This is a genomic window from Microbispora sp. CL1-1 (genome assembly GCF_012034195.1).
Taxonomy (GTDB): Bacteria; Actinomycetota; Actinomycetes; order Streptosporangiales; family Streptosporangiaceae; genus Microbispora.
The window spans coordinates 1-25940 of record NZ_JAATEK010000003.1; the positions used below are offsets into that span (position 1 = coordinate 1).

Genomic DNA, 25940 nt, shown 5'->3' on the forward strand with positions numbered 1-25940 from the left:
GATGGCCACAGGTCGATCTGATAGAGGAAATGCTCGCCGATTTCGTAGGGGCCGGCTTGCTCTGGAGGATCAGCAGGAAGGTAAGACACCCGCACTCTGTACCGTCCACCGGCAATGACGATGAGTTGCTCGTCTCCGGGATCGTCAGCCGGGCCGTATACGCAGAGATTCCCTGTGGGCAGGTCGAGGTCGGCCTCAACAACGTGCTCGGCCTCGCTGAGGTCAGCTCGGACCGCGGCGCGATGTAGCCGTAGCCTGACGATGACGATATCGCTGCGTGCCGTTCCAACCGCGATCGAATATGGATCGACAGCGATTCGGTGAAGCTGTACAGCCTCATGGGTCCAACCGGCTGGCGGCAGATCCCGCTCGGCCGGTGAATCACGAACCCAGGCGCCGTAAGGCTCAGGGTCCTGGAGAACGAACTGCCCGTGGTCAGCGTGAACGGTGAGATCGAGCACCTTGAGGGCAGCATCGGCCATGCGCCGACGCTACCGTTCGGCTCTGCCCTGATCTCTCGTCTACCGCTCGAGCAACAGCCCCTCTCCTGCCGATCCCTTCCCCGGCGGGTCCTCCTCCTTGGTGGCCCGCCTTCTGCTCTGAATCGCCGAGCCTGCCGCCCCTCTTGTGCTTGCGTCCTTCCCTTCGTCCCTGCACATTAAAGTGATCTCATCCCGACAAACGGTGCTGAGAGGGCACCCGAGGCGCGGCCAAACCGGCGGGAGTACGAGGCGGTAGGCGGGAGGTCCGTACGCGTGATGCACGACCGGCATCCTGAATAGTCCCCGCCGGACCTCTCCTCACAGCAATACGCCGAAGGCCGTTTGAAGACGTAGGCGAAGTCGCAACACGATCGCGATTCGGAGCTCGATGTGCCCCGAGCAGGAGTGATCCGGAAGTAGGACCAGGTCAGAGGGGCTGAAGGTGGACGAGTCGGCCTGTAGGCCGGGTTCTGTGATCAGCCGTGAAGGCTGACCGGCGGCCATCCATCTAGGACCGCCGTTGCCGGCGGCCTCAAGCGGTCTACCCGCGCGGCTCGGGCGGGCAGCCCTCGAACGTCGCGCGCGGGACGTTCCGGAGAACGTCCCTTCTTGACCTTGCTCCGGGTGGGGTTTACCGAGCCGCCCACGTCACCGTGGGCGCTGGTGGTCTCTTACACCACCGTTTCACCCTTACCCCCGCGAGGGGGGCGGTCTGTTTTCTGTGGCACTGTCCCGCGGGTCGCCCCGGGTCGGCGTTACCGACCACCCTGCCCTGTGGAGCCCGGACCTTCCTCGGCAGGGCCGTGAGGCCCTGACGCGGCCGCCCGGCCGGCTCGTCCACCGTGAAGATAAGCCTAGCGGCTGCCGAAACATTCCCCGGACCGGCCGAGGATCATGTGAGGGCTTCCCCGGCGCACGCGCGGTCAGCTGCGGGTGACGTCCTTGACGAACACGAGCCCGTCGTACGCGGCGAGGTGGGCCGGGTCGAGCGGGGCATAGCCGAACCAGGGGGACACACGGGGGGCGGGCCGCGCGTCGCCCAGGGCGGCGGCCAGGCGGCGGGCGTCGATGACGTAGCCGTCGTCGGGGAGCGTGTAGAGGAGCCCTTCGAGGGTGTCCGGGGGCGGGGCGTCCACGCCCTGGTGCCGGATCGTGCCGAGGGCCGTGGCCAGGAAGGCGAACTCCTCACCCAGGTGGGCTCTCACGATCGCGCCCGAGCTCCACCACTCGAACGGCAGGTCGCCCATCCGCATCGAGCTCTTGTCCCGCTGGAAGTGCGCGTTGTGGGCGTGGACCAGCGCCGGGCCCCGCTCGGCGACGGCGAGCATGTTGGCGGCGATCATCGAGCTCCGCAGGCCCAGCAGCCGTGACATCCGGCCGGGCGAGGTGTCGGCCATCCAGTGGTGGTAGCGGAGCAGGCCGGTGGCGGCGCGGCCGTACAGGCGTGCCCGCTCCCAGTCGTCCCGGGAGGATCGGGCGATCAGCTGCGGCGTCTCCGCGTCGAGCAGCGCGACGAGATCGTCGGCGAGCAGTCGAAGCCGCCTGGCCTCGGCCGACTGCCCCACCGACTGGGACGGATCCATCATCGTGGCGGGATTGGCCCAGCGGTCGTCGGAGCCGAGCAGGCGGTCGAGCGTCTCCACGTCGCAGGGGAGCAGATCCGTGTCCACGTGGGCCGCGAGATAGCCGTGGAGGGCGGTGAGGGCCTGCCGGGGGCTCGCCGCGTGGCCGATCTCCAGCGGACCGTCGAGACCGGCGAAGCGCAGCCGCTCGGACGCGGGCCTGTCCTCGTTGTACGCGCGCATCCAGCGCACCAGCTCCCGGTTGGCCGCGGAGGCTCCCCACCCGTGGCTGAAGCCGCGTTCCATGACCTCGTCGAGGCTGCCCGTGCCCGAGGTGACGTAGTCGTCCACGACCAGGCCCATGAGGCAGTCGCTCTCGATGCCGATCGTCCGGTAGCCCTCCTGCTCCACGAGCTGCCGGAAGAGCTCGTTGCGTACGTCGAGCAGGAGGTCTTCGCCGTGAGTGGGCTCGCCCAGGGCGAGCAGCCGCGGCCGGCCTGGGAGCAGCCTCATCACGGAGGCGGCCTCGACGGCGTGAACGGCGTCCTTGATGCCGATATCCATACCTTCAACGGTATCGTTGAACATTCGAATGAAGACTTATCCGGCGAATCGCCAGGATAAGAGGAGAAAACCCTCAACTATCGACTTCAGGCCCTCGACGTACGGCGACGGCTCGTCCGGGCCGGAAAACGCCGACGCCGCGGGGGCACGGCTTCAAGCGTGCGATCCCGCGGCGTTCAGTCCCCTTGAGCGGGACGGCGTCAGGTGAGGTGGGCGGTGTCGTTGAGCGCCCGTACGACGGCCGGGCCGTCGGCGTAGTAGTCGATCGCCGACAGGCAGGCCAGGTCGAGGTGCATCCGATACAGGGCCTCGGGCGGAGCGCCCAGCGCGAAGCGGACCAGCATCTTGATCGGGGTCACGTGCGAGACCACGACGACGCTGCGGCCCTCGTGGGCCTTCACGATGCGGTCCCTCGCCTGCTCGACCCTCCGGGCGGTCGACGCGAAGCTCTCCCCACCGGGCGGCGCGACGTCGGGGTCGGCCAGCCAGGCCGCCAGTTCGCGGGGCCAGCGCTGCTGGATCTCCGCGAACGTGTGCCCCTCCCAGTCGCCGAAGTCGGTCTCGCGGAGGTCGTCGTCGACCAGCACCTGCAGGCCCGTACGGGCGGCGACCGCCTCGGCCGTCTGCCGGGCGCGGGCGAGCGGGGAGGTGACGATCACCTCGACCTCGTACGGCTCCCGCGACAGGCGCAGGGCGGCGGCCTCGGCCTGCGCGAGGCCAGTAGGGGTGAGCGACGGGTCTCCGAGCCCGGAGAACCGCTTCTCCACCGACAGCGGCGTCTGTCCGTGCCTGAGCAGGAGCAGCGACGTGGCGACACGGGTGGCGCGCGGCATCCATCCGTGCCCGCGCCGGTCGTGGGACGTGGCGGTTCCGGCCGCTGTGCCCGCGTCTCCGCCGACGGCCCGCGCACCGGCCGCGCCGGGAGACCCCGTACGCCCGCCGGCTCCGGCCAGAGCAGAGCCGGTCGAAGCATAGCCGGGCGAAGCAGGCGCGGCCGAAACAGCGCCGGGCGAGGCGGAGCCGGGTGAAGCGGACACGGCGGGAGCGGAAGCGCCCGAAGCAGGCGCGGCAGGACCAGGGGCGGCAGGACCAGGGCCAGCGGAGGGCGGGTCGAACAGCGTGGGCGCGTCGGTGTTAGGCGGCTCGACGGCAGTGGCGGACCCCGGCGCGGAGGTGATCTCGCTCGCCTGCCAGGTCTCCCCGCGGGCCGCCGCGTCCATCGCCTCGTTCGCGAGCCGGTCGGCGTGGCTGTTGCGCTCGCGCGGAACCCACGTCCAGGTCACCCGGAACCGCCGGGCCAGGCCCGCCGCCTCCAGGGCGAGCGGTCGCAGGCCCTCGTGCTTGACCTTCCACCGGCCGGCCATCTGCTCGATGACCAGCTTGGAGTCCATCCGCACCTCGACCCGCGCGCCCTCGACGCCGAGCGCGAGCAGCGCCCGGAGCCCGGCGATCAGGCCGCGATATTCGGCCACGTTGTTGGTCGCGGTGCCGATCGACTCGGCCACCTCGGCGAGCACCTGGCCGGCGTCGTCCTTGACCACCGCGCCGTATCCGGCCGGGCCCGGGTTGCCCCGCGACCCGCCGTCGGCCTCGACGATGAACCCCCTGGTGGCGCCCATCGCCGCCGTCACAGACCCGACTCGGCCGTACGCACCAGGATCCGGCGGCACTCCTCGCAGCGGACCACCTCGTCGTGGGCGGCGGCCCGGATCCGGTTGAGGTCGGCGATCGACAGGCTCGTACGGCAGCCGAGGCACCGGCCGCCGTGCAGCATGGCGGCGCCGACGCCGGTCTGCTCGCGCATCTTCTCGTAGAGCCCGAGCAGATCGGAGGGGACGTCGGCGGTGATCGCGGACCGGCCGGACGTCAGCTCGCCGGCCTCCTTGTCGATCTCGGCGAACGCCGCGTCCCTGCGGTCCTCGGCGGCGCGCAGCGTGCCGGTGACCTCTTCGCGCTCGGCCTTGAGGGTGGTGACCCGGGCGTCGGCCGCCTCCCGGCGCTCCATGATCTCCAGCACGACCTCCTCCAGGTCCGACTGCCTGCGCCGCAGGGAGACGATCTCGGACTGGAGGCTCGCCAGGTCCTTGGGCGAGGAGACCTGCCCGGAGTCGAGGCGCTTCTGGTCGCGCTCGACCCGGACGCGTACGGCGTCCACGTCCGACTCGGCCTTGGCCTGGTCGCGGGCGAGATCGCCGGCCTCGGTCTCGGCGGCGATGATCTGCGTGGAGACCTGGGCCAGCCTCTTGGACAGCTCGTCGATCTCGGCGAGCTCCGGCAGGTTGCGGCGGCGGTGCCGCAGCCGGTCGAGTCCGGTGTCGAGCTCAGCGAGATCGAGCAGACGCTTCTGTGCTTCAGGTGCGGCCTTCATCCCAAATCCCTCAAGATGCTCGGGGGTCCAAGTCGGTGGTCGTCGCCGTCCAGGCGTCGGTGACGGCGTCCGAGACGCGCGCCTCAACAGTAATGCCCCTGGCCGCCAACGCTGACGTCAGCCGCCGGGCGGCGTCGGCCAGCCACGGCCATTCGGTGGCCCAGTGGGAGGCGTCGACCAGCGCGGGCCCGTCCGCCTCCATGTGCTCGCTCGCCGGGTGGTGCCGCAGATCGGCCGTGAGGAAGACGTCCACGCCCGCGGCCCTGGCCGTGCCCAGCAGGGAGTCGCCCGCGCCGCCGCAGACGGCGACGGTCCGCACCGGCCTGCCGGGATCTCCCGCGACCCGCAGCGGCCCCGCCGTACGGGGCAGGCCCGAGGCGGCCAGCGCCGCGAACTCCCCCAGCGGCATCGGAGCGGGCAGGTCGCCGATCCGGCCGAGCCCGCGCCGCGGGTCGTCGGCGGAGGGCTGGAGGGGCCGCAGATCCCCGGTCAGGCCGATGGCCCGCGCGAGCGCGTCGGAGACCCCGGGATCGGCGACGTCGGCGTTGGTGTGCGCGGCGTAGAGCGCGGCGCCGCCGCGGATGAGCCGGTGCACGACCCGGCCCTTGAAGGTGGTGGCGGCGACGCTCGTGGTGCCGCGCAGATAGAGCGGGTGGTGGGTCACGACGAGGTCGGCCCCCCAGCCGAGGGCCTCGTCCACGACCACGGCGACCGGGTCGACCGCGAACAGGACCTTCCGTACGGCCTGCTCCGGGTCGCCGCAGACGAGGCCCACCGCGTCCCAGGACTCGGCCCACGAGGGGTCGTACAGCGCCTCCAGGCACTCGACCACCTCGGCGAGGGTGCAGGAGATCGATTCCACCCGCGCACACTACAGCCTGCTGGCGGAACGATCCGGAAAGAGTAACGTCCCCATTGACCCCGCCGTCAGGAAGGATTCCCCGCGTGCCCGTCGACACCGTGCCCGTTGATCAGCAGAGCCTGCACGTCAGGTCCGTGGTGGCCGAGACCCACAACGACCTGCTCATGGCCGTCTCGGCCCGGCCTCCCGCGATGTGGGCCTCGTTCTTCCGCGAGCGGTGGCTCCCGCAGCTCGTCGAGGGCGGCGTCGACGTGCAGGTGCTGCCCGTGTTCGTGGAGAGCCAGTTCCGCCCGGAGGGCGCGCTGCGCCAGACCCTGCGGATGATCGAGTGCGCCCACGTGCTGGCCGAGGGCAGCCCCGACGCGGTCGCGCTGTGCCACGACGGGCAGCAGATCGACGAGGCCCTCGCCCTCGGCAGGATCGCCCTCGTGCTCGCGCTGGAGAGCATGCCGGGGATCGACGAGAGCGTCGAGCTGATCCCGACCCTGCACCGCCTCGGGGTCCGCGTCGCCTCGATCGCCCACTGGGGCCGTACGGCTCTCGCCGACGGCAGCGGCCAGGACGGCACCGGCTCCAGGCTCACCAGCCACGGCGTCGAGGCGCTGCGCGAGATGGAGCGGCTCGGCATGCTCTTCGACATCTCGCACCTGGGCGCCACGGGCGTCGCGCACGTGCTGGAGATCGCGACCCGGCCCGTCATCGCGACCCACTCCTCCGCCCGCGCCCTGCGCGACCATCACAGGAACCTCACGGACGAGCAGCTCAGGGGCGTCGCCGCGGGCGGCGGCGTCGTGTGCGTGAACTTCCTCGCCGCCTTCCTCACCGAGGACGCCCGCTCGGCCACGATCGACCATCTCGTGGACCACATCGAGCACATCGCGGGCGTCGCCGGCATCGACCACGTGGGCCTCGGCCCCGACTTCATGCGCGAGGTGAACGAGGACCTCACCCCGCCGTGCTGCGAGGGCTTCAGCTATTCCGGGATCGACTCCAACGCCGCCGTCCCCGGGCTGGAGGGCCCGCGCGGCCTGCCGCTGGTGACCGACGCGCTGGTCAAGCGGGGATTCTCCGAGGAGGAGATCCAGAAGATCCTGGGCGCCAACGTGATGCGCCTGTTCCGCGCCGAGCTGGGCCGCCCCGCCCATGACAGGCCCGCTCACGGGCTCGCCCAGGACGGGCCGGTCGAGGGCCGGGAACGACCCGAACCGGAACGGCCGCGACCGTGAACCTGGAGGCCATGCTGGCCGACCTTGAGGAGCTGGTGCTCTGCGAGTCCTACTCCACCGACCACGAGGCGGTGGCGCGCAGCGCCCGCGTCGTGGGGGCGTTGGGCCGCAGGCTGCTGGGGGCCGAGCCGGAGACCCTCGTCATCGACGGGGTCACCCATCTGCGCTGGTCGTTCGGCCGGCCGCGGGTCCTGCTGCTCGGCCACCACGACACGGTCTGGCCGATCGGCACGCTGCGCGAGCACCCCTGGTCGGTGCGGGACGGGGTGGCGCGGGGGCCGGGCGTGTTCGACATGAAGGCCGGTCTCGTGCAGCTCTTCCACGCGGTCGCCTCGCTGCCGTCCCCCGACGGGCTGACCGTGCTCGTCGTCGGCGACGAGGAGCTCGGCTCGCCGACCTCCCGCCCGCTGATCGAGTCGATCGCGTCGCGGTGCGCCGCCGCGTTCGTGCTGGAGGCCAGCGCGGACGGCGGCGCGCTGAAGACGGCGCGCAAGGGCATCTCGCGCTACGAGCTGACCGTGCACGGCCGGGCCGCGCACGCCGGTCTCGAACCCGAGCTGGGGGCCAACGCCGGCGTCGAGCTGGCCCACCAGGTGCTGGCCATCGCGGGCATCGCCGCCCAGGTCGACTCGTCGTCCAGGGCGGGGGCGACGTCGGTGACCCCCACCATGCTGACGGCGGGGACGAGCACCAACACGGTGCCGGCCCGGGGCCGGGTGGCGGTCGACGTCCGCGTGCCGGACCGCGCGGCGCAGCGCCGGGTGGACGAGCTGATGCGCGCGCTGACCCCGCGCACCCCGGGCGTCCGGCTGGAGCTGCGCGGCGGGCCGAACCGCCCGCCCCTCGACCCCGCCGCCTCCGCCGGGCTCTTCGAGGTCGCCGTACGGCTCGCCGCCGAGCTGGGCATGGCGCCGCTGCGCGGGGCGTCGGTCGGCGGCGGCTCGGACGGCAACTTCACCGCCGGGGTGGGCTGCCCGACACTCGACGGCCTCGGCGCGGTGGGAGGCGGCGCGCACGCCGCGAACGAGCACGTGCTGGTCGCCGAGATGCCGGCCCGCGCCCGCCTGGTCGCGGCGCTGGCCGAGTATGTGCTGTCGGGCGGGCCCGTCAACGGCAGGCCCGTCAACGGCGGCATCGACACCGCGCCGCAGGACCTGAGACCGGCCGCCGGGGAGACCACGTGAACCCGTGCGACCCCGTCGCCGCGCGGGACCCCGTCGCCGCGTGGGGCCAGGCGGCCCGAGCGGCCGGGCGGCACGGTCTGCGGGTCGCCGAGCTGCGCACGATCGCCGAGTTCGAGCGGGTGGTGCGGCTGTTCGACGACATCTGGCGTCCGGAGCCGTGGAACCCGCCGATCACGGTGGAGCTGATGCGGGCGCTGTCGCACGCGGGCGGATACGTCGCCGGGGCGTTCGACGGCGGGGACCTCGTCGGGGCCGCCGTCGCCTTCCTCGCCGCTCCGGCGGGCCAGGCGCTGCACTCGCACGTGACCGGCGCCGTACGGCCCGGCGCCGGCTTCGCGCTCAAGCTGCACCAGCGGGCCTGGGCTGTGGAGCGCGGGCTGAGCCGGATCACCTGGACCTTCGATCCCCTCGTGCGCCGCAACGCCCACTTCAACCTGGCCAAGCTGGCCGCCCTGCCGGAGGAGTACCTGCCCGACTTCTACGGCCCGATGGGCGACGCGCTGAACGCCGGCGACGAGTCCGACCGGGTCCTCATGGCGTGGCGGCTGGGCGATCCACAGGTGGCGCGAGCATGCGACGGCCTGCCGTTCCGGCCCGCTGCCGCGGACGGCGCGGTGGCCGTGCTCACCGAGCGGGACGGGCGGCCGGTGACCCTGCCCGCGGACGGCCCGGCCGTGCTCGTCGCCGCACCCGCCGACGTGGAGACCCTGCGCCGCACCGCCCCGGAGACGGCCAAGGCCTGGCGGCACGCCGTACGCGAGGTGCTGGGGGGGCTGATGGCGCGGGGCCGCGCGGTGACGGGCTTCGCCGACGGCTGCTACGTCGTCGAGCGGCGCTCCCCCGCCGCAGAGTGAGACGGGCAGGATGAGATCGCGGTGAGACGGGTGACGCCGGCGGGGCGCTGCTGAGGGGCCGGACTGGGTAGGGATCGGATCGGACGGCGGCGTCCCGGTCACGGCGGCGATCACCGGCGGAGGTAACGTGCCAGGTGAGCCGGGTAGTGACGCCGGGCGGCGGCCACGTGGCCTTATTGATCATCTGATTACCGGGGGGAATCAGATGAGCAGGTGGCGGGGATCCTCGGTGCGGATTCGCTTGACGGTGCTGGCGAGCGCGGTGATGGCGCTGCTGTGCGCCGTCGCCGTGCTGCTGGTCCTCGGCGTGCTGCACGGCACCGCCGAGCGCTACAAGATCGACGAGATCTCCGCCAACGCCGTACGCCTCGCCTACCAGGCGAAACGCGACCGGCTGCCTCCGGTGCTGCTCGACCCGGGCGTGGCCGGCGTGCAGATGATCGACAACTCCGGCAAGATCGTCTCGGTCAGCGACACCCTGGTCGGCCGCCCGCGCATGGCCGCGTTCCGGCCGGAGCTGACGACCCCGGAGACGAGCAAGGTGATGTGCGACTCCCCGGCGTTCCCGGACCGGTGCATGATCATCGTCGCGTTCCGCTTCCACAACGACGGCGGCCTGTGGACGATCTACGCAGCCGACGACACCGTGCCGTGGTACGTCAACGGCCCGCTGCTGGCTGCGCTGCTCGGCGGTTCGCTCCTGCTGATCATGCTCACCGCGCTCGGCACCTACCAGACCGTGCGCAAGGCGCTCATGCCGGTGGAGGCGATCACGAGCAAGCTGGCCAGGATCACCGCGACCGACCTGAGCCAGCGCGTGCCGGTGCCGAAATATCACGACGAGATCCGGCGGCTCGCCGAGACCGCCAACCAGACCCTCGACCGAGCGGAGGCGGCCGTCGAGCGGCAGCGGCGCTTCGCCTCCGACGCCTCTCACGACCTGCGCAGCCCGCTGACCGCGATGCGTACGGAGATCGAGGAGGCGTTGCTGCACAGCGAGGAGGCGGACTGGCCGGCCACCGGGCACGCCCTGCTGGCCAGTTGCGACCGCCTGCAGGCGCTCGTGACCGACCTGCTCCAGCTCGCCCAGCTCGACTCGGCCGCGCCACCCCCCTGCGAGCCCGTCGACCTCGGCACGCTCGTCGCCCGCGAGCTCGACCGCAGGTCGCGCAAGGTGGAGGTGGTGCGGCACCTGGAGCCCCGCGTGGTCGTCGTCGGCGACCGGCTGGCCCTGGCGCGCCTGCTCAACAACCTGCTCGACAACGCCGAGCGGCACGCGGTGTCCCGGATCACCGTGACCGTGCGGCGGGAGGACGGCAAGGGCGTGCTGGAGGTGCTCGACGACGGCGCGGGCATCCCGCCCGACCAGCGGGAGCTGGTCTTCCAGCGCTTCACCCGGCTCGACGCCGCCCGTACGAAGGACGCCGGAGGCACCGGTCTCGGGCTGTCCATCGCCCGTCAGATCGCCCAGGCGCACAAGGGGACGCTCACGATCGAGGACAGCGACCAAGGTGCCCGCTTCGTGGCGCGCATCCCACTCGCCCCCGGCCACTGAGGGATCAGCCGCCCACCGTCCGTCAGGCGCCAGCGTCCCTCAGGCGGCCACGCTTCCTCAGGCGGCCACAGGTTCTTAGGCGGCCACTGTTCCACGCCACCGCGCCGGGCCCGTCGCGAGGTCGTCGAACGCGCGGATGGCCGCCGTCTCCCGGGAGCGCAGCCAGGCCAGACCGAGCGTCGAGGGCGGCAGGCCGGTGACCGGCACGAACGCGAGGTCCGGCCGCCGGTGGTGCTCCGCACTCGGCCGGCAGAGCAGCATGCCGCCGCGGTTCAACGCCACCTGGGTCAGGCCCTCCTGCGTGGTGGCCACCGTCGCGGCCTTGGGAATCGGCCGTCCGGAAGGGGTGAAGGAGGGCGCCACATGCTCCCGCCAGCGGCGCGGCGCGGGCTCGTCCAGGCCGATCAGCGCGAGTGAGGCCAGCTCCTCGGCGTCGATGCTCTTGCGCCGTGCCAGCGGATGCCGCACCGAGAGCCCCAGCTCGACCGGGCAGCGGTTCAGCTCGGCCCCGCTCACCAGGTCCGGTTCCTCCAGTGGCAGCAGTGTGAAGGCGATGTCCACACGCCCCTCACGCAACTTGCCGAAGGGGTCGGAAAGAGGCACCTCGATCAGCTCCACCGCGCAGCCGGGATACGTCCGCTCGAACGCGGCCACGCTCTGGGTGACGATCTCCGTGGGCGTGGCCAGGAACCCGACCCGCAGCACGCCCTCCACCTCCCGGGCCGAGGCCGTCGCACGCGCCACCGCCTCCGCGAGCCCCTCGTAGGCGGGACGCAGGTCGGCGAGGAAGCGCTCACCCAAGGGGGTCAGGCACACCCGCCTGCTCGTACGGTCGAACAGCCGGCCGCCGATCCTGCCTTCCAGCGACCCGATGAGCTGGCTCACCCGGCCGGGAGACAGGTACAGCCGCTCGGCGGTACGGGCGAAATGCAGCTCCTCGCTGAGCACGATGAAGCACTCCAGCTCCCTGAACTCCATCTCGCTCCTCCTCGATCGCTTAGCTCACCTAAACCAAGCCTTCGAACCTCGTCATAGTTCCGGGAAATGCCGATCACAAGGCTGAGGAGCATGACCGTAAACGTCGTCTCTCCCGTGATCCGGGCGCGCTGGGCGGCCGTCGCCACCGTCGCCATGGGCACCTTCGCCATCGTCACCAGCGAGATGCTGCCCGTCGGGCTGCTGACCTCGATCGCCTCCTCCTTGAAGGTCTCCGACGGCACCGCCGGGCTGATGGTCTCCCTTCCCGGACTGGTCGCCGCCGTCTCCGCCCCCGTGATCGCCCTGAGCACCCGCCGCCTCGACCGGCGAGTCCCGCTGCTCGGCCTGATGGCGCTGCTGGCGGCGGCCAATCTGGCGGGCGCGCTCGCTCCGAGCCTCCCCGTCATGCTGGCCGCCCGGGTGCTGACCGGCGTGAGCATCGGCGGCTTCTGGGCCTTCGCCGCCGGTCTGGGCACACGCCTGGTGCCCGAGGAGGCGGTCGGCAGGGCCACCTCTGTCATCCTGAGCGGGGTGTCTGTGGCGTCGGTGCTCGGCGTCCCCGCGGCGGCGCTGGTCGCCTCGTACGCGGGGTGGCGCACGGCGTTCGCGGCCCTGGGCGCTCTGGCGTTGATCCTGCTCGCGGTGCTGGCCGCGGTGCTGCCGCCGATGCCCGCAGAAGAGGGTGGAGACGGCTTCCGCGGCGCGTGGTCGGGACCGCTCAAGGTGGTCCTGGTCACCACCGTGCTGATCATCACCGGGCACTTCGCCGCCTACACCTATGTCCGGCCCTACCTGGAGCAGGCCGCGCACGCCGGTCCCGGGCTCGTCAGCACCGCGCTGCTCGTCTACGGCGCCGCCGCGGTGGTCGGCAACTTCGCCGGGGGCGCGCGAGCGGCCAGGAACCCGAAGCCGGTGCTGATCGCGCGGGCCGTGCTGATCGCCGTGGCCACCGCCGCGCTCGCGCTGACCGGCCTTCCTCTGGTCATGCTGGTCGTGTGGGGCCTCGGGTACGGCGGCGTGGGCGTCGCCCTGCAGCTATGGATCATGAGGACGGGCGGCGGCGAGCTCGGCACCGCGCTGTTCGTCGGCGCGTTCAACGTCTCCGTCGCGCTCGGCTCGTTCGCCGGCGGCCGGGTCGTGGACGGTCTGTCGATCTCCGGGGTGATGTGGCTGGGAGCGGTCCTGGCCGCGCTCACCGCCGTCTTCGCCGGCATCTGGGGCAGCAGCGGTACGACCGCTCGCGACGCCGGCTCTCGGTGACGGGTCAGTCGTCCTCGGGCACCACGATCACCGTGGGGACCGGGACGCGCAGGGCCTCGGTGACCGCCTCCTCCAGCTCCCCCGGCGTCTTCACGGCACAACCCCGCGCGCCGTACGCGACGGCGAGCGCGGGGAAGTCCGGCGCGTGCAGGTCGACGGCGATCGGCCGCATGCCCCGCACCCGCATCTCCTCGCGGATCTCCCCGAAGCCGCCGTTGGCGAAGACGACGACCGGCAGGCTCAGCTCCAGCTCCACCGCCGTCGCCAGCTCCTGGAGGCTGAACTGGAACGCCCCGTCGCCGGCCAGCGCGACCACGGGGAGGTGCGGCCGGCCGAGCTTGGCGCCGATGGCGGCGGGCAGCGCGAAGCCGAGCGTGCCGAACCCGGTGGGGAACAGGAACCGCCCGGGCGGGTCCATCGGCATGCCGACGAGCGCGCCGTGATAGACGCACATCGAGTTGTCGCCCACCACGACGCTCTCCGGCGGCAGGGCCCGGCGCAGCGCCGCGAGCTGGCCCGACCACCTGCGGGTGAGCTCCGCGAGCTCCGCCTCGTGGCCGGGGCCGGGCTCCGGCTCCCGGCGGGGACGCGGCACGGCGCCCTGCCGGTCGAGCCGTTCGGCCAGCCCGCGCAGGGCGAGCTCCGCGTCCGCGACGATCGCCACGTCTGCCACGTGGTCGCCGTGCATCTGCCCCGGGTCGATGTCGACGCGTACGAGGCGGCCGGAGAGGGTGAAGGCGTCGTCCCACAGGTCGGCGGGGCCCAGCTCGGTGCCGACCGCCAGCACGACGTCGCACGCGGCGAGCCACCGGCGGACGGCCGCCAGGTGCAGCGTGGCGCCGAGCGCCAGCAGGTGGCTCTCCGGCACTGTGCCCTTGCCGTTGACCGTGGTCACGACCCGCGCGCCCAGCCGTTCGGCGAGGCGCATCGCCAGGCGCCCCGCAGGGGGCTCGTCCTCGCCCTTGGGCCGCTCACCCGAGCGCTGTTCACCCGGGCATTGGGCCCCGCCGCCGAGCACGAACCCCGGACGGCGCGCCGTGCGCAGCAGCCCGGCCGCCGCGTCGAGAGCGGCGGGATCGGGCTCGCGGCGGGTGATCCGGTACGGCGGGACGATCTTGACCGGGCTCGTCAGGTCGAGCAGGTCGAAGGGGATCTCGATGTGCACCGGCCGGGGCCGTCCCTCGGTGAAGCGGCCGAAGGCGCGGGCGACGGCGGCGGGAATCTCCCGCACGGTCGTCACGCGGTGGCTCCAGGCGCACAGCGCGTCGATCGCCCGCGTCTGGTCCCTGCTCTCGTGCAGGTAGCCGCGGCCGTCGCGGGGATGGCCGGTGGGGACGCCCGGTGAGACGAGCAGGACCGGGGAGGAGTCGGAGTAGGCCTGCCCGAGGGCCGTGGCCGCGTTGACCACGCCGGGTCCCGTGGTGGTGACGACGACGCCCGGCCTGCCGGTCACCCTGGCATATCCGTCGGCGGCGTATCCCGCGCCCTGCTCGTGCCGGGGCGTCACGCAGCGCACGCCCGACCGGTCGAGCTCCTCGTAGATCGCCAGGTTGTGGGTGCCCGGAATGCCGAAGATCGTGTCGACGCCGTGCAGCCTCAGCGCCTCGACCAGGGCGCGCGCCCCCGTGGGCGTCGTGATCGTCGCCGCAGAGGGCATCGGGTCATGGCCGTCCACGTATCACTTCCCGGGGAGAGAGTGGAGGGAGTTTCCTTGTGGTTTCCTGAAATGCGTTCCCATTCCACGCGCCGCCCTACCGTCCGCGTGCCGATTTTTCAGAAACGGGGACGGGGACGCGTTCCCACCTCGTGTTCGTCCGATCCGCGGGTCAGCACATTCTCAATGGACTTGACGGCCTGGCGCACCATGCGGTGCATCGTCTCGGCGGTGTGGGAGGCGATGTGTCCGGTGACCAGGAGACGGTCGGGAAAATCCCGCCGCAATTCTGCGGCCTCCGCGCATTCCGCGCCGTAGAAGCCGTCGAAGACGGCCATGCTGACGCGGCCCTTCTCCAGGCCGGTGTAAAGGGCGCCGGGACTGACGATGGCCGGGCGTGCGGTGTTGACGAGGATCGCGCCCTCCGGCATCCGGCCGATCACCGACGAGTCGATCATCGACCTGGTCTCGTCCGTCTCCGGCACCATGACCACGAGGATGTCGCTGGCCGCGGCCAGGTCGAGCAGGGGCAGGCAGGAGATGCCGAGGTCGCTTTCGACGTCCGGCCTGCGGGTGCGGCTGTAGTAGGACACGCGAACGCCGAAGCCCCGCCGCAGGATCTCCGCGATCCGCCGGCCGTTGGCGCCCATGCCGATGATGCCGACGCTGCGGGCGGCGAGCTCGTGGGGCAGTTCGTCGGAGCCCTGCCAACCGGGGACCCGCTCGCCCAGATGCCGGGGGATGTCCAGGGCGGCGTTGATGATCTGGGCGACCGTGAACGTCGCGACCGCATCGACGGCCGCGCCCCGTGTGTTCGTGACGGCGATGCCCAGCCGGTCGGCCGCCGCCACGTCGACGAAGTTCTCGTAGCCGACGCCGAGGAAGGCCACGACCTTCAGCGTCTCGCGCGCCGCGCGCAGCACCCGGGCGGTCGCGCGTTCCTCGCCTCCGTGGAGGTAGGCGACCGCTCCCCGGAGCTCTCGCGTGAGCAGGTCCTCGGTCAGCGGCGCCTCGCGCCGCCGCACCGTGAGCCCCTGCCTGGCGAGCGGCTCCAGTAGCGCCGGGTCGATGCCGGCGCCGGTCACGAGGACCGTCCCACCCCTCAGCTCCGCTCCGGCCGCCGCCAGCGGCCGCGCGGGACAATAGTCCGTTATATCCCTTGGAGCCGCAGTTTGGGACATTTCAAATATCTTTCAGACTTAGGACATATATGTCTGTTTTTCTCTGTGGTATCTCTGAAACCACGACAACCAGGCGGTGCACGAAATACCACGGATGGTCCAGGCGACGGAGCAGGAATCCAATGGTATAAGGGTTGTGGTGGTTCCGTCTCCACCTGAATTGGAAAAGGAAACCCCTAGGGAGGGTCTGGGGACCCCGGCCTCGGTCCCGCCCGGCCACACGAGCGTGCTTTTTCTCCACGGCAGCACGGAGAAGGCGCGCACGGCGCAGCGCAGAGAGGGCCACGGATGAAACTCCAGCCGCGACAGCAGCTTCTGGAGCTTTGGGAGGCGGCAGCGCGCGCCTCCTACCGGGACGGTGTCTGGACGTGGGGCGGCCGCGACGGGTCGAACTCCATCTCCGACGCCGAGCAGCTTCTGTGCTTCATGTATCCGGCCTCCGAACTGCCGGGCTTCCGCCTGGACACTCCGGACGAGACGGCCGACGACGTGCTGGCCGCGCTCGTGGCCCTCGGCGACTCGGTGCAGATCCCCAAGCTGCTGCTGCGGGTGATCGGCCAGTATCTGCGCACCTACACCGCCGAGGACGGGCGGCCCCTGTTCTCCGGCGGCACCTACTTCCGGCCGGTGGACGACGAGGCGAAGGTCACTCCCGAGCAGCTCCAGCTCGACGTCGTCGACTCGTTCTCGATGTCGGTCACGCTCACGCTCGGCACGCTCGGCTTTCTCAAGGTCTTCCGGCAGAGCGTGCGGCGCGAGGCGATCCGCCGTGAGATCCGCGAGCTGGAGGAGCTGGCCAGCAAGCGGCTGTCGGCCGCGATGACGGGCCTGCTGCGCAGCTTCACGGTCAACGCGTTCGACCCCGGCTCCACCGCGGGCCGCGCGCTGCTGCGCACGGTGAACCAGACCGGCGCGCCCGAGCGCCGCGTGCTCGACGATCTGCGCCGCGCGCTGGAGCCGGTGCGGGCCGGCCTGCGCGACCTGACGATCGGCTCGGGCAGCCAGGTGGACCTGGACAACGACAACCTGCTGTTCGAGTGCGGCTGGACGTGGGGCATCGTGAAGGACGCGCCCGACGTCGTCACGCCGCTCGACATCGGCCCGCAGCCGAAGGGCGTCGCCGCCGACACGCCGTTCCTGTACTTCACCGTCAACGCCCTCGTCGGCATCGCCGACCTGTTCTCCGAACGCACCCGCGTCCTGAGCCTGCTCAACGACGACCAGATCACCCTCGCCCAGGCCATCCAGCGCCGCTGGGACCTCACCCAGTCCTACTGGCGCACCATCGCGACGTTCGGGCGGGGCACCTGGCCGCTGGAGGACATCCCCTGGCGGACGGTCGACGAGAAGGAGTCCGACTACTACAGCCTCGGCGTCACCGCCATGGTCGTGCAGAGCCTGGTCAACAACCGGGCGGCCGACGTGGACCTCGGCCGGGTGGCCGGCGTGCTGGAGGAGCTGGCGATCCGGGCGAGGATCACCCGCAGGGCGGTGGCGGGCGACCCGCCCGTGCTCATGCACTCCCCCGGCGTCCCGATCAACCTGCACGGCAGCGACGCGCTCGGCCCCCACCTGCTCTGGGTCGTCTCCGACTTCGCCATCACGCTGCTGAAACGCACCATCTGGGCCGCCTCCATCGCGCAGAACACGCGGATGCGCGAGCGGCTGCTCACCCTCGCCGACCAGATCTGGCGGCACATCATGCTGCGCCGCCACGCCGACGGCCCGGCCGCCGGCCTGTGGGACCAGCCGGGCAACGTCTTCGCCGACATCGAGGCGCGCGACGAGGAGCCGTCCTGGTATTTCAGCGAGCGGGTCGTCGAGTTCCTCGTCGCCGCCGCGTCCTCCAGCGGGGAGCCGCCGCTGCGCAGCCCCCAGCTCGTCGAGCTGGCGCTCCAGATGCTCGGTGAGGCCGAGCACCTGCTCGACCAGGAGCTGGTCACCCGGCCTCTGGCCGGCGGGCAGACGATCCAGCCCAAGCTGCGCTCGATCCAGGCGTCGCTGCAGCGGGCCAGGGCGATCGTCAGCGACCGGCCGGCCACCGCCCAGGCGCTGATCAACGACGCGCTGCTCGGCCTCGAACGGCTGTCCGCCGCCCGCGACAGCGCGTCGGAGGCGATCTGAGATGCTCGTCTTCGCGATCTCCGACAAGGGCGGCACCGGGCGCTCGGTCACCGGCACCAACATCGTGTATCGCCATGCCCTGCAGGGCAACGACGTCTGCTATCTCGACTTCGACTTCGGCTCGCCGACCGCGGGGGCCATCTTCAGCGTCAGCGCGGTGGCCCGCGGCACCCGGGAGAACGGCCTGCACCACTACCTGCGGGGCGAGTGCCCGCAGCCGCGGCGGGTGGACGTGTGGGCCGAGTCCGACCGTGAGGGGCTGCGCACCCGCCCGCCCGGCGCGGGGCGGCTCGTGCTGCTGCCGGGCAGCGAGGGCGGCGGCGAGCTGTCGGCCCTCACCGACGAGGTCGTCGGCCGCTGCGTCCAGCTTCTCGGGCGGCTGGACGAGGAGTTCGACCTCTGCATGATCGACGTCAGCGCGGGCCGGTCGTTCACCGCGGAGCTGGTTCTCGCGGCGACCGTGCGGATGCCCGCGATCCCGTTCCGGTGGCTGGTCTTCCACCGCTGGACGCGCCAGCACATCATCGCGGCCGACGGGCTCGTCACCGGCGCCGACGGGCTGCTCGACGTCGGCACCCGGTTCGGCCACGACGCCGACGACCTGCGCGACCGCATCCGCTTCGTGCGCACGGCCGTGCTCGAACCGGACGCGGCGGAGCTCGTCGGGCTGCGCGACGAGCAGCGGGCCTGGCTGAGCGCGTGCGACAGCGAGCTGCGCGAGCTGGCCGGCCGCCACGGCGTCGGCCGTACGGCCATGCTCGGCAAGATCCCGCTCGACCCGGTCCTCCAGTGGCGCGAGCAACTGATCACCGACGAGGACGTGCTGGCCAGCAAGATCGCGAACGCGGAGACCGCCACCGCGTTCGAGGAGCTGGCCAAGAAGATCGTCGACGACAGCGCGTGGGAGGGCTTGTGACGCCGGTGCACGCGACGTTCGGCGAGGTGGCGGCGGAGCGCAGGATCGCCTCCGTACCTCTCTCCCACGTGTCCGTCGAGCTCGGGCACCTCTACATGGAGGACTACGAGGCGGGCCCCGACCGGCTACGCGAGCAGTTCCGCAGGGTCGCGCCGTGGCTCGCCACGGTCCGCTCCATGTGGCAGGAGCGGGTGCCGGGGGGCCGGGCCCGCGTGAGCACCTGCTTTCTCGTGGACGACTACTTCAGCCGCTTCAGCACCCCGGCCGAGCTGGTCCCGATGGTCCTGGAGGCGGCGGCCGAGCACGACCTGACCATCGACTACCTGGCCCGCGAGTCGGCCTGCGCCCAGTCCGGCGGCGTCGAGCTGGCCCGGCTGGTGGAGGACCGGCTCGTGGACGACCCGCCGCCGGAGACCGACGGATCGCGCCCTCCGGTCAAGGAGACGGGCTGGCTGTGCAACGGCTCGCGCTCGCCCCGCACCGCGCCGATGCAGGCGATGGGGAAGGTCCGGCCGTGGGAGCCGCCCGCGCAGAACGCCAAACGCGGCCACTCGATCTTCGTGGACGTCGAGCTGTGGGACGAGAAGGGGCCGCGGCGCACCTGGTCCTGCCCCTTTCTCGCGGCCGTCTGGCAGCTCCTGCGGCTTGGGCTGCTGCGCAGCGACGGCCGCGTGCCCCTCCCGCCGGTCGCCCTCGACGGCGACTGGCCCCGCGACTGGGACGAACTGCCCGCGGTCGTCCGGCTCAACCCCCAGGCCGCGCCGTTCAGCGCGTACACCACACTGTCCGTCCTCTCCCCCCGGTTCCTGCCCGTCGAGCTGGCCGTACGCACGATCCTGAGCCAGTTCGCCGTGGACGACGAGGTCCTGCGGCAGGTCGCAACCCGGAGCGAGGGCGAGGGAATCCGGCTCGAAGAGGAGCTCGTCGACCGCATTTCCTACGTCTTCGTCTGAGGGGTTGCGATTGTGAGGACGGCCCGATGCTGGTGATGGGGGAGGTCCACACCGGGCTGCTGCAGAACTCCGGTGAGATCTCCGAGTCGACGTGCCGTCAGGTGCTCGGGCTCATGGCCGGGGAGACCGTGCGCGTCTCCCGCCGTCCCATCGTCCACGCGCTGTCGCCCGAGCGGCTGACCGGGGTGGACTGCGCCCTGCCCACCGCGTCGCGTTCCCGGGTCAGGGCCGTCGGCACGGTGGTGTCCCGCTGCGCGGTGACCGGGGGCCGGGTGGCCCAGGGGTCGTCGTACGTCCGGGTGGTGCGCTCGGAGGCCGACCGCAGGCTCCCCTGGTCGCACTACCTGGCCCGGCCGGGGGTCGTGGAGGTTCTGGGGAAGGTGAAGGCGGCCGACCTCGTCGAAGGGTTCACCGGCGACACCATGCCCGGCCGCCCCGATGGCGCCTGCCTCGACCTGGGCGCCGTCAGCGGCCGCTTCCTCGACCTCGTGCAGCAGTCCCCGCTGCTGGACCGGCGGGCCCCCTTCAAGATCCCGCGTACGAGCCTGCGGTGGGTGGCCGAGACCGGCGAGCCGTCGATCCGCTTCACCCTGCACGCAGAGCAGGAGCGGACGCTGCGCCTGACGCATCCCGGCCCGTTCACCCCCGCCGTGGTCGACCTGTGCGAAGACCTGGCGACGCACGACTGGCTGCTGACGTCGCTGCTGGTCATCGTCGAGCGGGCGCGGATCGGCGGCACTCCGGGAGCCCAGGCCGTGGCCCGCCTGGCGCCGGCCATCGACCACCTCATGCACCTGTGGATGCCCGCCGCCCGGGTCGAGGAGTGGCTGACGCCGTTCTGGGAGAGCCTGGAGCGGCGGCCGGGGTTCACCCGGCAGTGGCGTTCCCTGGTCGACCGGGTCCGCGACCAGGTCGCGATGAACACCCTTGCCCTGCTGAGTGCGACCGCCGAAGCCGGACGGAGGTCACCGTGACCGGAGCAACACCCGAACCCTCCCCGTCGCTCGTCCCGAGGGTTGTGCGCAAGGTCCTCGTGACGGTGCTCGTGGGCGGCGTGAGCTATCTGATGAGCAACGCGCTCATCCAGGGGCCGAACGAGGACCTGTGGAGTCTGCTGCTCGCGACGTTCATCAGCGGCGTCGTCTTCGTCGTGCAGTTCCTCGCGGACGTGGACGACCAGCTCGAAACCGTGCTGCAGGAGCAGCGCAGGCAGCACACGAAGACCCACAACCTGGTGGCCGACAGCTTCTCCAAGATCAACGAGGCGAGCAAGCTGTTCGGCGTCGTGGAGATGTCCGCGCTGGAGACCAGGGGTGTGGCCGAGCTGGTGCAGAACGCCGCCAAGATCCGTGACGACATGCCCGACCTCGTCAAGAGCCTGGTGCACCACGAGGTCACCCGGATGGCGAAGTTCCTCGGCGAGCTGTCCGACGGCAGATACGCGCTGTACGAGGGCGAGGACCGCGACTGGCTGCTCGCGCTCGCGCGCAACGCCCGGGTCAGTCTCGACGCCATCAGCCTGACCAGCGTGGACGCCCGCGACACCGAGTTCGAGGGCGGCTTCTGGCACACCGACCTCGGGCAGCGCTACGTCAAGCTCCAGCGCGACCTCGTCCAGCGGGGGGCGCGGGTGCGCCGCGTGTTCGTGGTGGATCGTTCCGAGCGGCTCGACTCCGAGGCGTTCCGCCGCGTGTGGAAGTGGCAGACCACGGTCGGGATCGAGGTGCGCACGCTGCTGCTCTCCGACGCGCCGCCTCTGCTGCGCGGCTCGCTGTCCGACTTCATCCTGTTCGACGGGGTCGTCTACTACGAGTCCAACCCCGCCCCGCAGGTCGGCGACGGCATCGCCCCGGTGATCCACAGCACGGTTCTCGCACAGGACCAGGAGCGGGTGCGCGAGCGGGCCGAACGGTTCGCCGAGCTCTGGGAGGCCGCGACACCGGCGGCGTAGCCGGCACGTACCCGACGCGGGGGCGGGCGAGACCGGCGTAGCGGGGCCGGTGGCGTCGGCGACGCTTACGCGGACGGAGCCCGCGCGGGCGGCACCAGTGGCGTGGGCGACGCTTACGCGGACGGAGCCGGCGCGGGCGAGAAGGGGCGGTCGGGACGGACGACGGCGAGCAGTTCCTTCTCGCGGTCGCCGGCGGTGCCGCCGACCAGGGCCGCCACCAGTTCCGCCGTGACGGGGGCGAGCGTCACGCCGAGGCCGCTGTGACCGGTCGCCGCCACGACCCGGCCGTGGTCGTCCACGTGGCCGATGATGGGCATGTGGTCGGCGCTGCCCGGCCGCAGTCCGGCCCAGCGCCGGCCGACGGGCCAGGTGGCCGCCTTGGGCATCAGAGCGGCGACGCCCCGCCGGATCTCCTCGATCGCCGCGGCGGTCACCGTCACGTCCCCCACGTTCTCCTCGTAGGTGACGCCGACGGCCACCCTGCCGTCGTGACGGGGGACGAGGTAGGGAAAGTACTCCCGGCCGTCCTCCGTGATCTCAGCGAAGATGTGGTGGCGCAGCGGGTAGGTGACGGCGCCGGACGGCCGGACGTCGAAGGCCACGCCCTTGATGGGGAACAGGTGGTCGCGGTGGCGCGGCAGGAAGACCCCGCTCAGGTGACCGGCCGCGACGACGGCCTGCTCCGCCGACACCCGGCGGCCGTCGTGGAGCTCCACCTCGACACCGCGGGGGCCGGTCCGCAGGCCGGTGGCGCGCACCGCGCTGAGCACCCGGATCGGCGTGCTCCCCGACAGAACGGCCGTCGCCAGGGCGGCCATGAGCACCCTCGGGTCGAGCGCGAGCTCCTCGGGCAGCAGGAATCCGCCGACGACGCGCTCGCTCAGCAGTGGTTCGAGGCTCCTGGCGTCGGTGGCCGTCAGCCGCTCGACGGCGAACGGCGAGTTCTTCCACTGCGGCAGCACCTTGGTCTCCAGGCGCTCCATCTCGGCATCGTCCAGCGCGACCTGGATGTCACCGCCGTCCAGCACCGGGACCTCGACGCCCGAGGCGGCGTGGATCTCCTCCAGCCACTGCGGGTAGGCGTCGCGGCTGCGCTTGATGACGCTGCTGAGCGGGCCGAGGCAGGAGCGCTCCGTCTGGGTCAGGATGCCGCCCATCGCGCCGTCCGAGGCCCCGAGCCCGAGACGCTGCCCCGCGTCCACGAGGACCACGCTCGTGCCGCGCTGGGCGAGCCTGTGCGCGATCGCGCAGCCGATCACGCCACCACCGATGATCACGACGTCACAGGATTCAGGCACGCGGGCTCCAATTCGCCGTCCCCTCGCTTCGACAGTAGGCGAGGGAGGGCCGTTCATGAAGGCCACACACGGGTGACCTCGCCGAACTCTACCGCGCAAAAATCTTGGCGGCGCGCAGATCCCGATCGCGCCGCGCTTCTCCTTCCCGACTTATTGGATCTGCCGCTCCGCAAGGAAGATCCGCACCCGGGCCGCTCGGTCGTACGCGAGGTTCGGGCGCGCGGTTCGGGCGCGCGGTTCGGGCGTGAAATTCGGGCGCGAGGTCTGCTTCGGCGGCCGGAGACGGCCGCGCATACCTGCGATTCGGCGGCATGAGAGCTTTGCCGCGATCTGGGCATGATGAACCGATCAGCCGCCGTTCGTGGCGGTCGATGGGCATCCGGGATGAGCCGAAGGCTCAAGCGAGGGGAAGCGCGTGAGGAAGACCGCCGTCGTCACGGGCGGAGCGTCGGGGATCGGGCGGGCCGTCGCCGCCGGGCTCGTACGGCGCGGCGTCAACGTCACGATCGCCGACGTCCGGGGAGCCGAGGACGCCGCCGGGGAGCTCGGCTGCGCGGGAGTCGTGTGCGACGTCTCCGACGCGCAGGCCGTGCGGGACCTCGTCACCGGGGTGGCCGCCGAGCACGGGCGGCTCGACTTCCTGTTCAACAACGCCGGCATTGCGGTGGGCGGCCGTGCCGAGGAGTTCACGCTCGACCACTGGAACCGGACGATCGACGTGAATCTGCGCGGGGTGGTCCACGGCGTGCACGCGGCGTACCCCCTCATGGTCGAGCAGGGCTACGGGCACATCGTCAACACCGCGTCGCTGGCCGGGCTGACCCCCGCGCCCATGATGCTGCCCTACACGGCCACCAAGCACGCCGTCGTCGGGCTGTCGCTCGCGCTGCGGGCCGAGGCGGCGGCGCACGGCGTGCGGGTCAGCGTGGTCTGCCCCGGTTTCACCGACACTCCACTGCTGGACAACGCCAACCCCGGGCTGCCGCAGACCGAGATCGGGCTGCGCGCCCGCACGGTGGCCGTACGGGCCCAGGGGCGCCTGTATCCCGTGGAGTCGCTCGCCGACGACGTGCTGCGCGGCGTGGCCAGGAACCAGGCGCTCATCGTCGCGCCCGCGTCCGCCCGCGCCACGTGGCGGGCCGTACGGCTCTCGCCCGCCCTGGCGGTGCGGGCGGCCGGCTCCGCCTTCCGCCGCGTCATGCGCTGAAGCGCGGCCGGAACACGGCCGCGTCAGGCGCCGCGTCGTGGCCGGGTCTCCGCGGCCGTGTACGGCCGGTTCACGGGCCGAGCGGCAGATACTCGAACCAGTCGAACGCGGCGACGTTGGAGCTGGGACGGCCGTTGGAGCTGGCGTACATGCCGACGTAGGCGCCGGTGAAGCCGCCGGCCACGGCGCTGCTGAGGATCCTGCCGTCCACCGGGTCGCCGAGGTCGATCCACTCCCCCGCCGCCACGGCGTACCTGGCCTGGTAGGCCTGCCCGCGCGCCTCCACGCCGAGATACAGCCTACGGTGGCCGGGCACCCGTACGGAGGCGAGCAGGTCGTCGCCGCCCGCCTTCCTGCGGACGAGCTCCAGGCCGCGCGCGGTGCGCACGAGCAGCACGTGGTGGTCGTCGTTCTGCACCAGCGCGAGACCGGCGCACTCCCCGGCCCCGGGCAGGAAGTCGAGCGCGGCGTGGACGGCGAAGTCCATGTGCTGCTGCCTGCGGACGACCAGGCTCGGATTGGCCCGCTGGGCCAATGTCTCGGGCCGCAGCCGCAGCCGCAGGCGGCTGTCGCCGAGGCTCCAGTAGGGCGTGCGCGGCGTGCGCAGGTGGTTCCAGACGGGCGAGAGCCGGTCGGCGTCGAAGTGGTCGCAGGCGGGGACGGCGGGCCAGCGGTGCTCGGGCAGCGCCGGTGCGACGGCCACGGGCTCGACCTGCGCGGCGACCGGCCAGCCGTCCTCCCAGTGGACCCGGGTGAGGAACGTCTCCCTGCCCAGGTTGTCGCCCCTCAGGTTGCCGGGGCCGAGGTCGCCCGGCGTGCCGTACGGGCGCGTGGCCAGCAGCACCATCCACCACTCGCCGTTCTGGGTCTCCACCAGGTCGGCGTGGCCCGTGCACGCGATGGGATGCCCGAGGCCGAGATGCCGGTGGGTGAGGATCGGGTTGCGCGGATTCGGCACGTACGGCCCGGTGACGTGGTCGGCCCTGGCCACCACGACCGCGTGGTCGTACGACGTGCCGCCCTCGGAGGTCAGCAGGTAGTACCTGCCGCCGATCTTGTACAGGTGTGGTCCCTCGCACCACACGGCGCCCCGCTGGACGGCCTCCCAGATGACGTGCTCCTCGCCGCGCGGCTCCAGCGTGGCCGGGTCGAGCTCCAGAAGGTAGACCTCGGTCTCGCCGGGGTAGCGGGCCGCCTTCTTCTCCCTGGTGGCGGTGAACCAGAGCCGGCCGTCGTCGTCGAACAGCAGCGAGGGGTCTATGCCAGGGGTGCCCGGCAGCCATCGGGGTTCGCTCCAGGGGCCCGCGGGGTCGGCGGCGGTGACGACAAAGTTGCCCCGCCCGTCCACCAGGGTGGTGACGACGTAGAAGAGGCCGTCGTGGTGGCGGATGGTGGCGGCGTAGACGCCCCCCGAGGGGCGCACGCCGTCCAGGTCGAGCTGGGACGGGCGGTCGAGCACGTGCCCGAGCTGCCGCCAGTTGACCAGGTCGCGGCTGTGGAAGACGGGCACTCCGGGGAACCACTCGAAGCTGGAGGTCACGAGGTAGTAGTCGTCGCCCACCCGGCACACCGATGGGTCGGGGTGGAACCCGGGGATGACGGGGTTCCGGTACTCCCACCCGCCGACTTCGTCGATCATTCGTCCCTTCCTCGAACGTGACGGGCCCGGTTCCCCGAGCGGGGAACCGGGCCGTCCGGCACCGGCACGATGCGCCAGAGCCTTTCAGTGCGGGGCCTCCCTGCGCCAGGCCCCGTCTGCCG

21 protein-coding genes and 1 other RNA gene are annotated in these 25940 nt (G+C 72.1%); 11 read left to right on the forward strand and 11 right to left on the reverse strand.

Going from position 1 to position 25940, the window contains the following annotated elements; translation table 11 throughout:
• The 6 genes from HCK04_RS04315 to HCK04_RS04340 all read right to left on the reverse strand — a co-directional run.
• Positions 1-482, reverse strand: a 482-nt coding sequence (locus HCK04_RS04315; protein WP_142645577.1) for a hypothetical protein, incomplete at its 3' end; no start/stop codon positions are given.
• 443 nt (positions 483-925) lie between these two features.
• Positions 926-1318, reverse strand: an RNA gene (gene rnpB / locus HCK04_RS04320) — RNase P RNA component class A.
• A gap of 87 nt (positions 1319-1405) precedes the next feature.
• Positions 1406-2608 (reverse strand): erythromycin esterase family protein, encoded by a 1203-nt coding sequence (locus tag HCK04_RS04325; protein ID WP_142645578.1) that lies wholly within the window; start codon positions 2606-2608, stop codon positions 1406-1408.
• Between the two features lie 200 nt (positions 2609-2808).
• Positions 2809-4227, reverse strand: coding sequence for a bifunctional RNase H/acid phosphatase (locus HCK04_RS04330; protein ID WP_142645579.1), 1419 nt, complete (start codon positions 4225-4227; stop codon positions 2809-2811).
• 8 nt (positions 4228-4235) lie between these two features.
• The gene (locus HCK04_RS04335) at positions 4236-4976 is read right to left on the reverse strand and encodes a C4-type zinc ribbon domain-containing protein (RefSeq protein WP_142645580.1); all 741 of its coding nucleotides are present in this window, start codon (positions 4974-4976) and stop codon (positions 4236-4238) included.
• 10 nt (positions 4977-4986) lie between these two features.
• Positions 4987-5838 carry a Nif3-like dinuclear metal center hexameric protein gene (locus tag HCK04_RS04340; RefSeq protein ID WP_142645581.1) on the reverse strand — a complete coding sequence of 284 codons (852 nt, stop codon included), beginning with the start codon at positions 5836-5838 and terminating at the stop codon, positions 4987-4989.
• An 83-nt stretch (positions 5839-5921) separates the two neighbouring features.
• Between HCK04_RS04340 and HCK04_RS04345 the strand changes: the two genes are divergently transcribed.
• From HCK04_RS04345 to HCK04_RS04360, 4 genes are all read left to right on the forward strand, one after another.
• The gene (locus HCK04_RS04345; protein WP_260617110.1) at positions 5922-7064 is read left to right on the forward strand and encodes a dipeptidase; all 1143 of its coding nucleotides are present in this window, start codon (positions 5922-5924) and stop codon (positions 7062-7064) included.
• A gap of 11 nt (positions 7065-7075) precedes the next feature.
• Complete coding sequence (locus tag HCK04_RS04350; RefSeq protein ID WP_142645582.1) at positions 7076-8248, forward strand: M20/M25/M40 family metallo-hydrolase; 1173 nt, start codon at positions 7076-7078, stop codon at positions 8246-8248.
• Positions 8245-9102: a GNAT family N-acetyltransferase gene (locus HCK04_RS04355; protein WP_168065643.1), complete on the forward strand. Its 858-nt coding sequence runs from the start codon at positions 8245-8247 to the stop codon at positions 9100-9102. Before HCK04_RS04350 ends, HCK04_RS04355 begins: the two co-directional genes overlap by 4 nt.
• A 229-nt stretch (positions 9103-9331) precedes the next feature.
• Positions 9332-10657 (forward strand): HAMP domain-containing sensor histidine kinase, encoded by a 1326-nt coding sequence (locus tag HCK04_RS04360; protein WP_260617111.1) that lies wholly within the window; start codon positions 9332-9334, stop codon positions 10655-10657.
• A gap of 75 nt (positions 10658-10732) precedes the next feature.
• Here HCK04_RS04360 and HCK04_RS04365 read toward each other — a convergent pair whose 3' ends face one another.
• Positions 10733-11635, reverse strand: a complete 903-nt coding sequence (locus HCK04_RS04365) for a LysR family transcriptional regulator (RefSeq protein WP_142645583.1) — start codon at positions 11633-11635, stop codon at positions 10733-10735.
• Positions 11636-11725: 90 nt separating this feature from the next.
• Between HCK04_RS04365 and HCK04_RS04370 the strand changes: the two genes are divergently transcribed.
• Positions 11726-12895, forward strand: a complete 1170-nt coding sequence (locus HCK04_RS04370; protein WP_142645584.1) for an MFS transporter — start codon at positions 11726-11728, stop codon at positions 12893-12895.
• A gap of 4 nt (positions 12896-12899) precedes the next feature.
• Here HCK04_RS04370 and HCK04_RS04375 read toward each other — a convergent pair whose 3' ends face one another.
• Both HCK04_RS04375 and HCK04_RS04380 read right to left on the reverse strand, forming a co-directional pair.
• Positions 12900-14570, reverse strand: coding sequence for a thiamine pyrophosphate-binding protein (locus tag HCK04_RS04375; RefSeq protein ID WP_205829858.1), 1671 nt, complete (start codon positions 14568-14570; stop codon positions 12900-12902).
• Between the two features lie 98 nt (positions 14571-14668).
• Positions 14669-15634 carry a D-isomer specific 2-hydroxyacid dehydrogenase family protein gene (locus tag HCK04_RS04380; RefSeq protein ID WP_168065645.1) on the reverse strand — a complete coding sequence of 322 codons (966 nt, stop codon included), beginning with the start codon at positions 15632-15634 and terminating at the stop codon, positions 14669-14671.
• Between the two features lie 384 nt (positions 15635-16018).
• Here HCK04_RS04380 and HCK04_RS04385 point away from each other — a divergent pair, with 384 nt between their 5' ends.
• Genes HCK04_RS04385 through HCK04_RS04405 form a run of 5 tightly spaced genes read left to right on the forward strand, consistent with a single transcriptional unit; the run spans position 16019 to position 21674 of the window.
• Complete coding sequence (locus HCK04_RS04385) at positions 16019-17854, forward strand: SCO2524 family protein (protein ID WP_142645586.1); 1836 nt, start codon at positions 16019-16021, stop codon at positions 17852-17854.
• Between the two features lies 1 nt (position 17855).
• Entirely contained in the window at positions 17856-18770 is a 915-nt protein-coding gene (locus tag HCK04_RS04390; RefSeq protein WP_142645587.1) for an SCO2523 family variant P-loop protein, read from the forward strand.
• Entirely contained in the window at positions 18767-19723 is a 957-nt protein-coding gene (locus HCK04_RS04395) for an SCO2522 family protein (RefSeq protein WP_142645588.1), read from the forward strand. Before HCK04_RS04390 ends, HCK04_RS04395 begins: the two co-directional genes overlap by 4 nt.
• Positions 19724-19749: 26 nt before the next feature.
• On the forward strand, positions 19750-20697 hold the full coding sequence (locus tag HCK04_RS04400; protein ID WP_168065647.1) for an SCO2521 family protein: 948 nt from the start codon (positions 19750-19752) through the stop codon (positions 20695-20697).
• Positions 20694-21674: a phosphatidylserine/phosphatidylglycerophosphate/cardiolipin synthase family protein gene (locus HCK04_RS04405; RefSeq protein ID WP_142645590.1), complete on the forward strand. Its 981-nt coding sequence runs from the start codon at positions 20694-20696 to the stop codon at positions 21672-21674. The genes HCK04_RS04400 and HCK04_RS04405 overlap by 4 nt, the downstream gene beginning before the upstream one ends.
• A 113-nt stretch (positions 21675-21787) precedes the next feature.
• On the opposite strand, the gene HCK04_RS04410 is transcribed toward HCK04_RS04405, so the two are convergent.
• Positions 21788-22972 carry an FAD-dependent oxidoreductase gene (locus HCK04_RS04410; protein ID WP_168065649.1) on the reverse strand — a complete coding sequence of 395 codons (1185 nt, stop codon included), beginning with the start codon at positions 22970-22972 and terminating at the stop codon, positions 21788-21790.
• A gap of 415 nt (positions 22973-23387) precedes the next feature.
• Between HCK04_RS04410 and HCK04_RS04415 the strand changes: the two genes are divergently transcribed.
• Positions 23388-24179: an SDR family oxidoreductase gene (locus HCK04_RS04415; RefSeq protein ID WP_142645592.1), complete on the forward strand. Its 792-nt coding sequence runs from the start codon at positions 23388-23390 to the stop codon at positions 24177-24179.
• Between the two features lie 70 nt (positions 24180-24249).
• Here the strand turns inward: HCK04_RS04415 and HCK04_RS04420 are convergent, their stop codons facing one another.
• On the reverse strand, positions 24250-25818 hold the full coding sequence (locus HCK04_RS04420) for a glycoside hydrolase family 43 protein (RefSeq protein ID WP_142645593.1): 1569 nt from the start codon (positions 25816-25818) through the stop codon (positions 24250-24252).
• Positions 25819-25940 lie beyond the last annotated feature (122 nt).

What these genes read in the sequence shown, in the direction of transcription:
- HCK04_RS04325 (WP_142645578.1), bottom strand. Translation starts at nt 2,608, where the DNA reads ATGGATATCGGCATCAAGGACGCCGTTCACGCCGTCGAGGCCGCCTCC.
- HCK04_RS04330 (WP_142645579.1), bottom strand. Translation starts at nt 4,227, where the DNA reads ATGGGCGCCACCAGGGGGTTCATCGTCGAGGCCGACGGCGGGTCGCGG.
- HCK04_RS04335 (WP_142645580.1), bottom strand. Translation starts at nt 4,976, where the DNA reads ATGAAGGCCGCACCTGAAGCACAGAAGCGTCTGCTCGATCTCGCTGAG.
- HCK04_RS04350 (WP_142645582.1), top strand. Translation starts at nt 7,076, where the DNA reads ATGCTGGCCGACCTTGAGGAGCTGGTGCTCTGCGAGTCCTACTCCACC.
- HCK04_RS04365 (WP_142645583.1), bottom strand. Translation starts at nt 11,635, where the DNA reads ATGGAGTTCAGGGAGCTGGAGTGCTTCATCGTGCTCAGCGAGGAGCTG.
- HCK04_RS04370 (WP_142645584.1), top strand. Translation starts at nt 11,726, where the DNA reads ATGACCGTAAACGTCGTCTCTCCCGTGATCCGGGCGCGCTGGGCGGCC.
- HCK04_RS04385 (WP_142645586.1), top strand. Translation starts at nt 16,019, where the DNA reads ATGAAACTCCAGCCGCGACAGCAGCTTCTGGAGCTTTGGGAGGCGGCA.
- HCK04_RS04390 (WP_142645587.1), top strand. Translation starts at nt 17,856, where the DNA reads ATGCTCGTCTTCGCGATCTCCGACAAGGGCGGCACCGGGCGCTCGGTC.
- HCK04_RS04400 (WP_168065647.1), top strand. Translation starts at nt 19,750, where the DNA reads ATGCTGGTGATGGGGGAGGTCCACACCGGGCTGCTGCAGAACTCCGGT.
- HCK04_RS04420 (WP_142645593.1), bottom strand. Translation starts at nt 25,818, where the DNA reads ATGATCGACGAAGTCGGCGGGTGGGAGTACCGGAACCCCGTCATCCCC.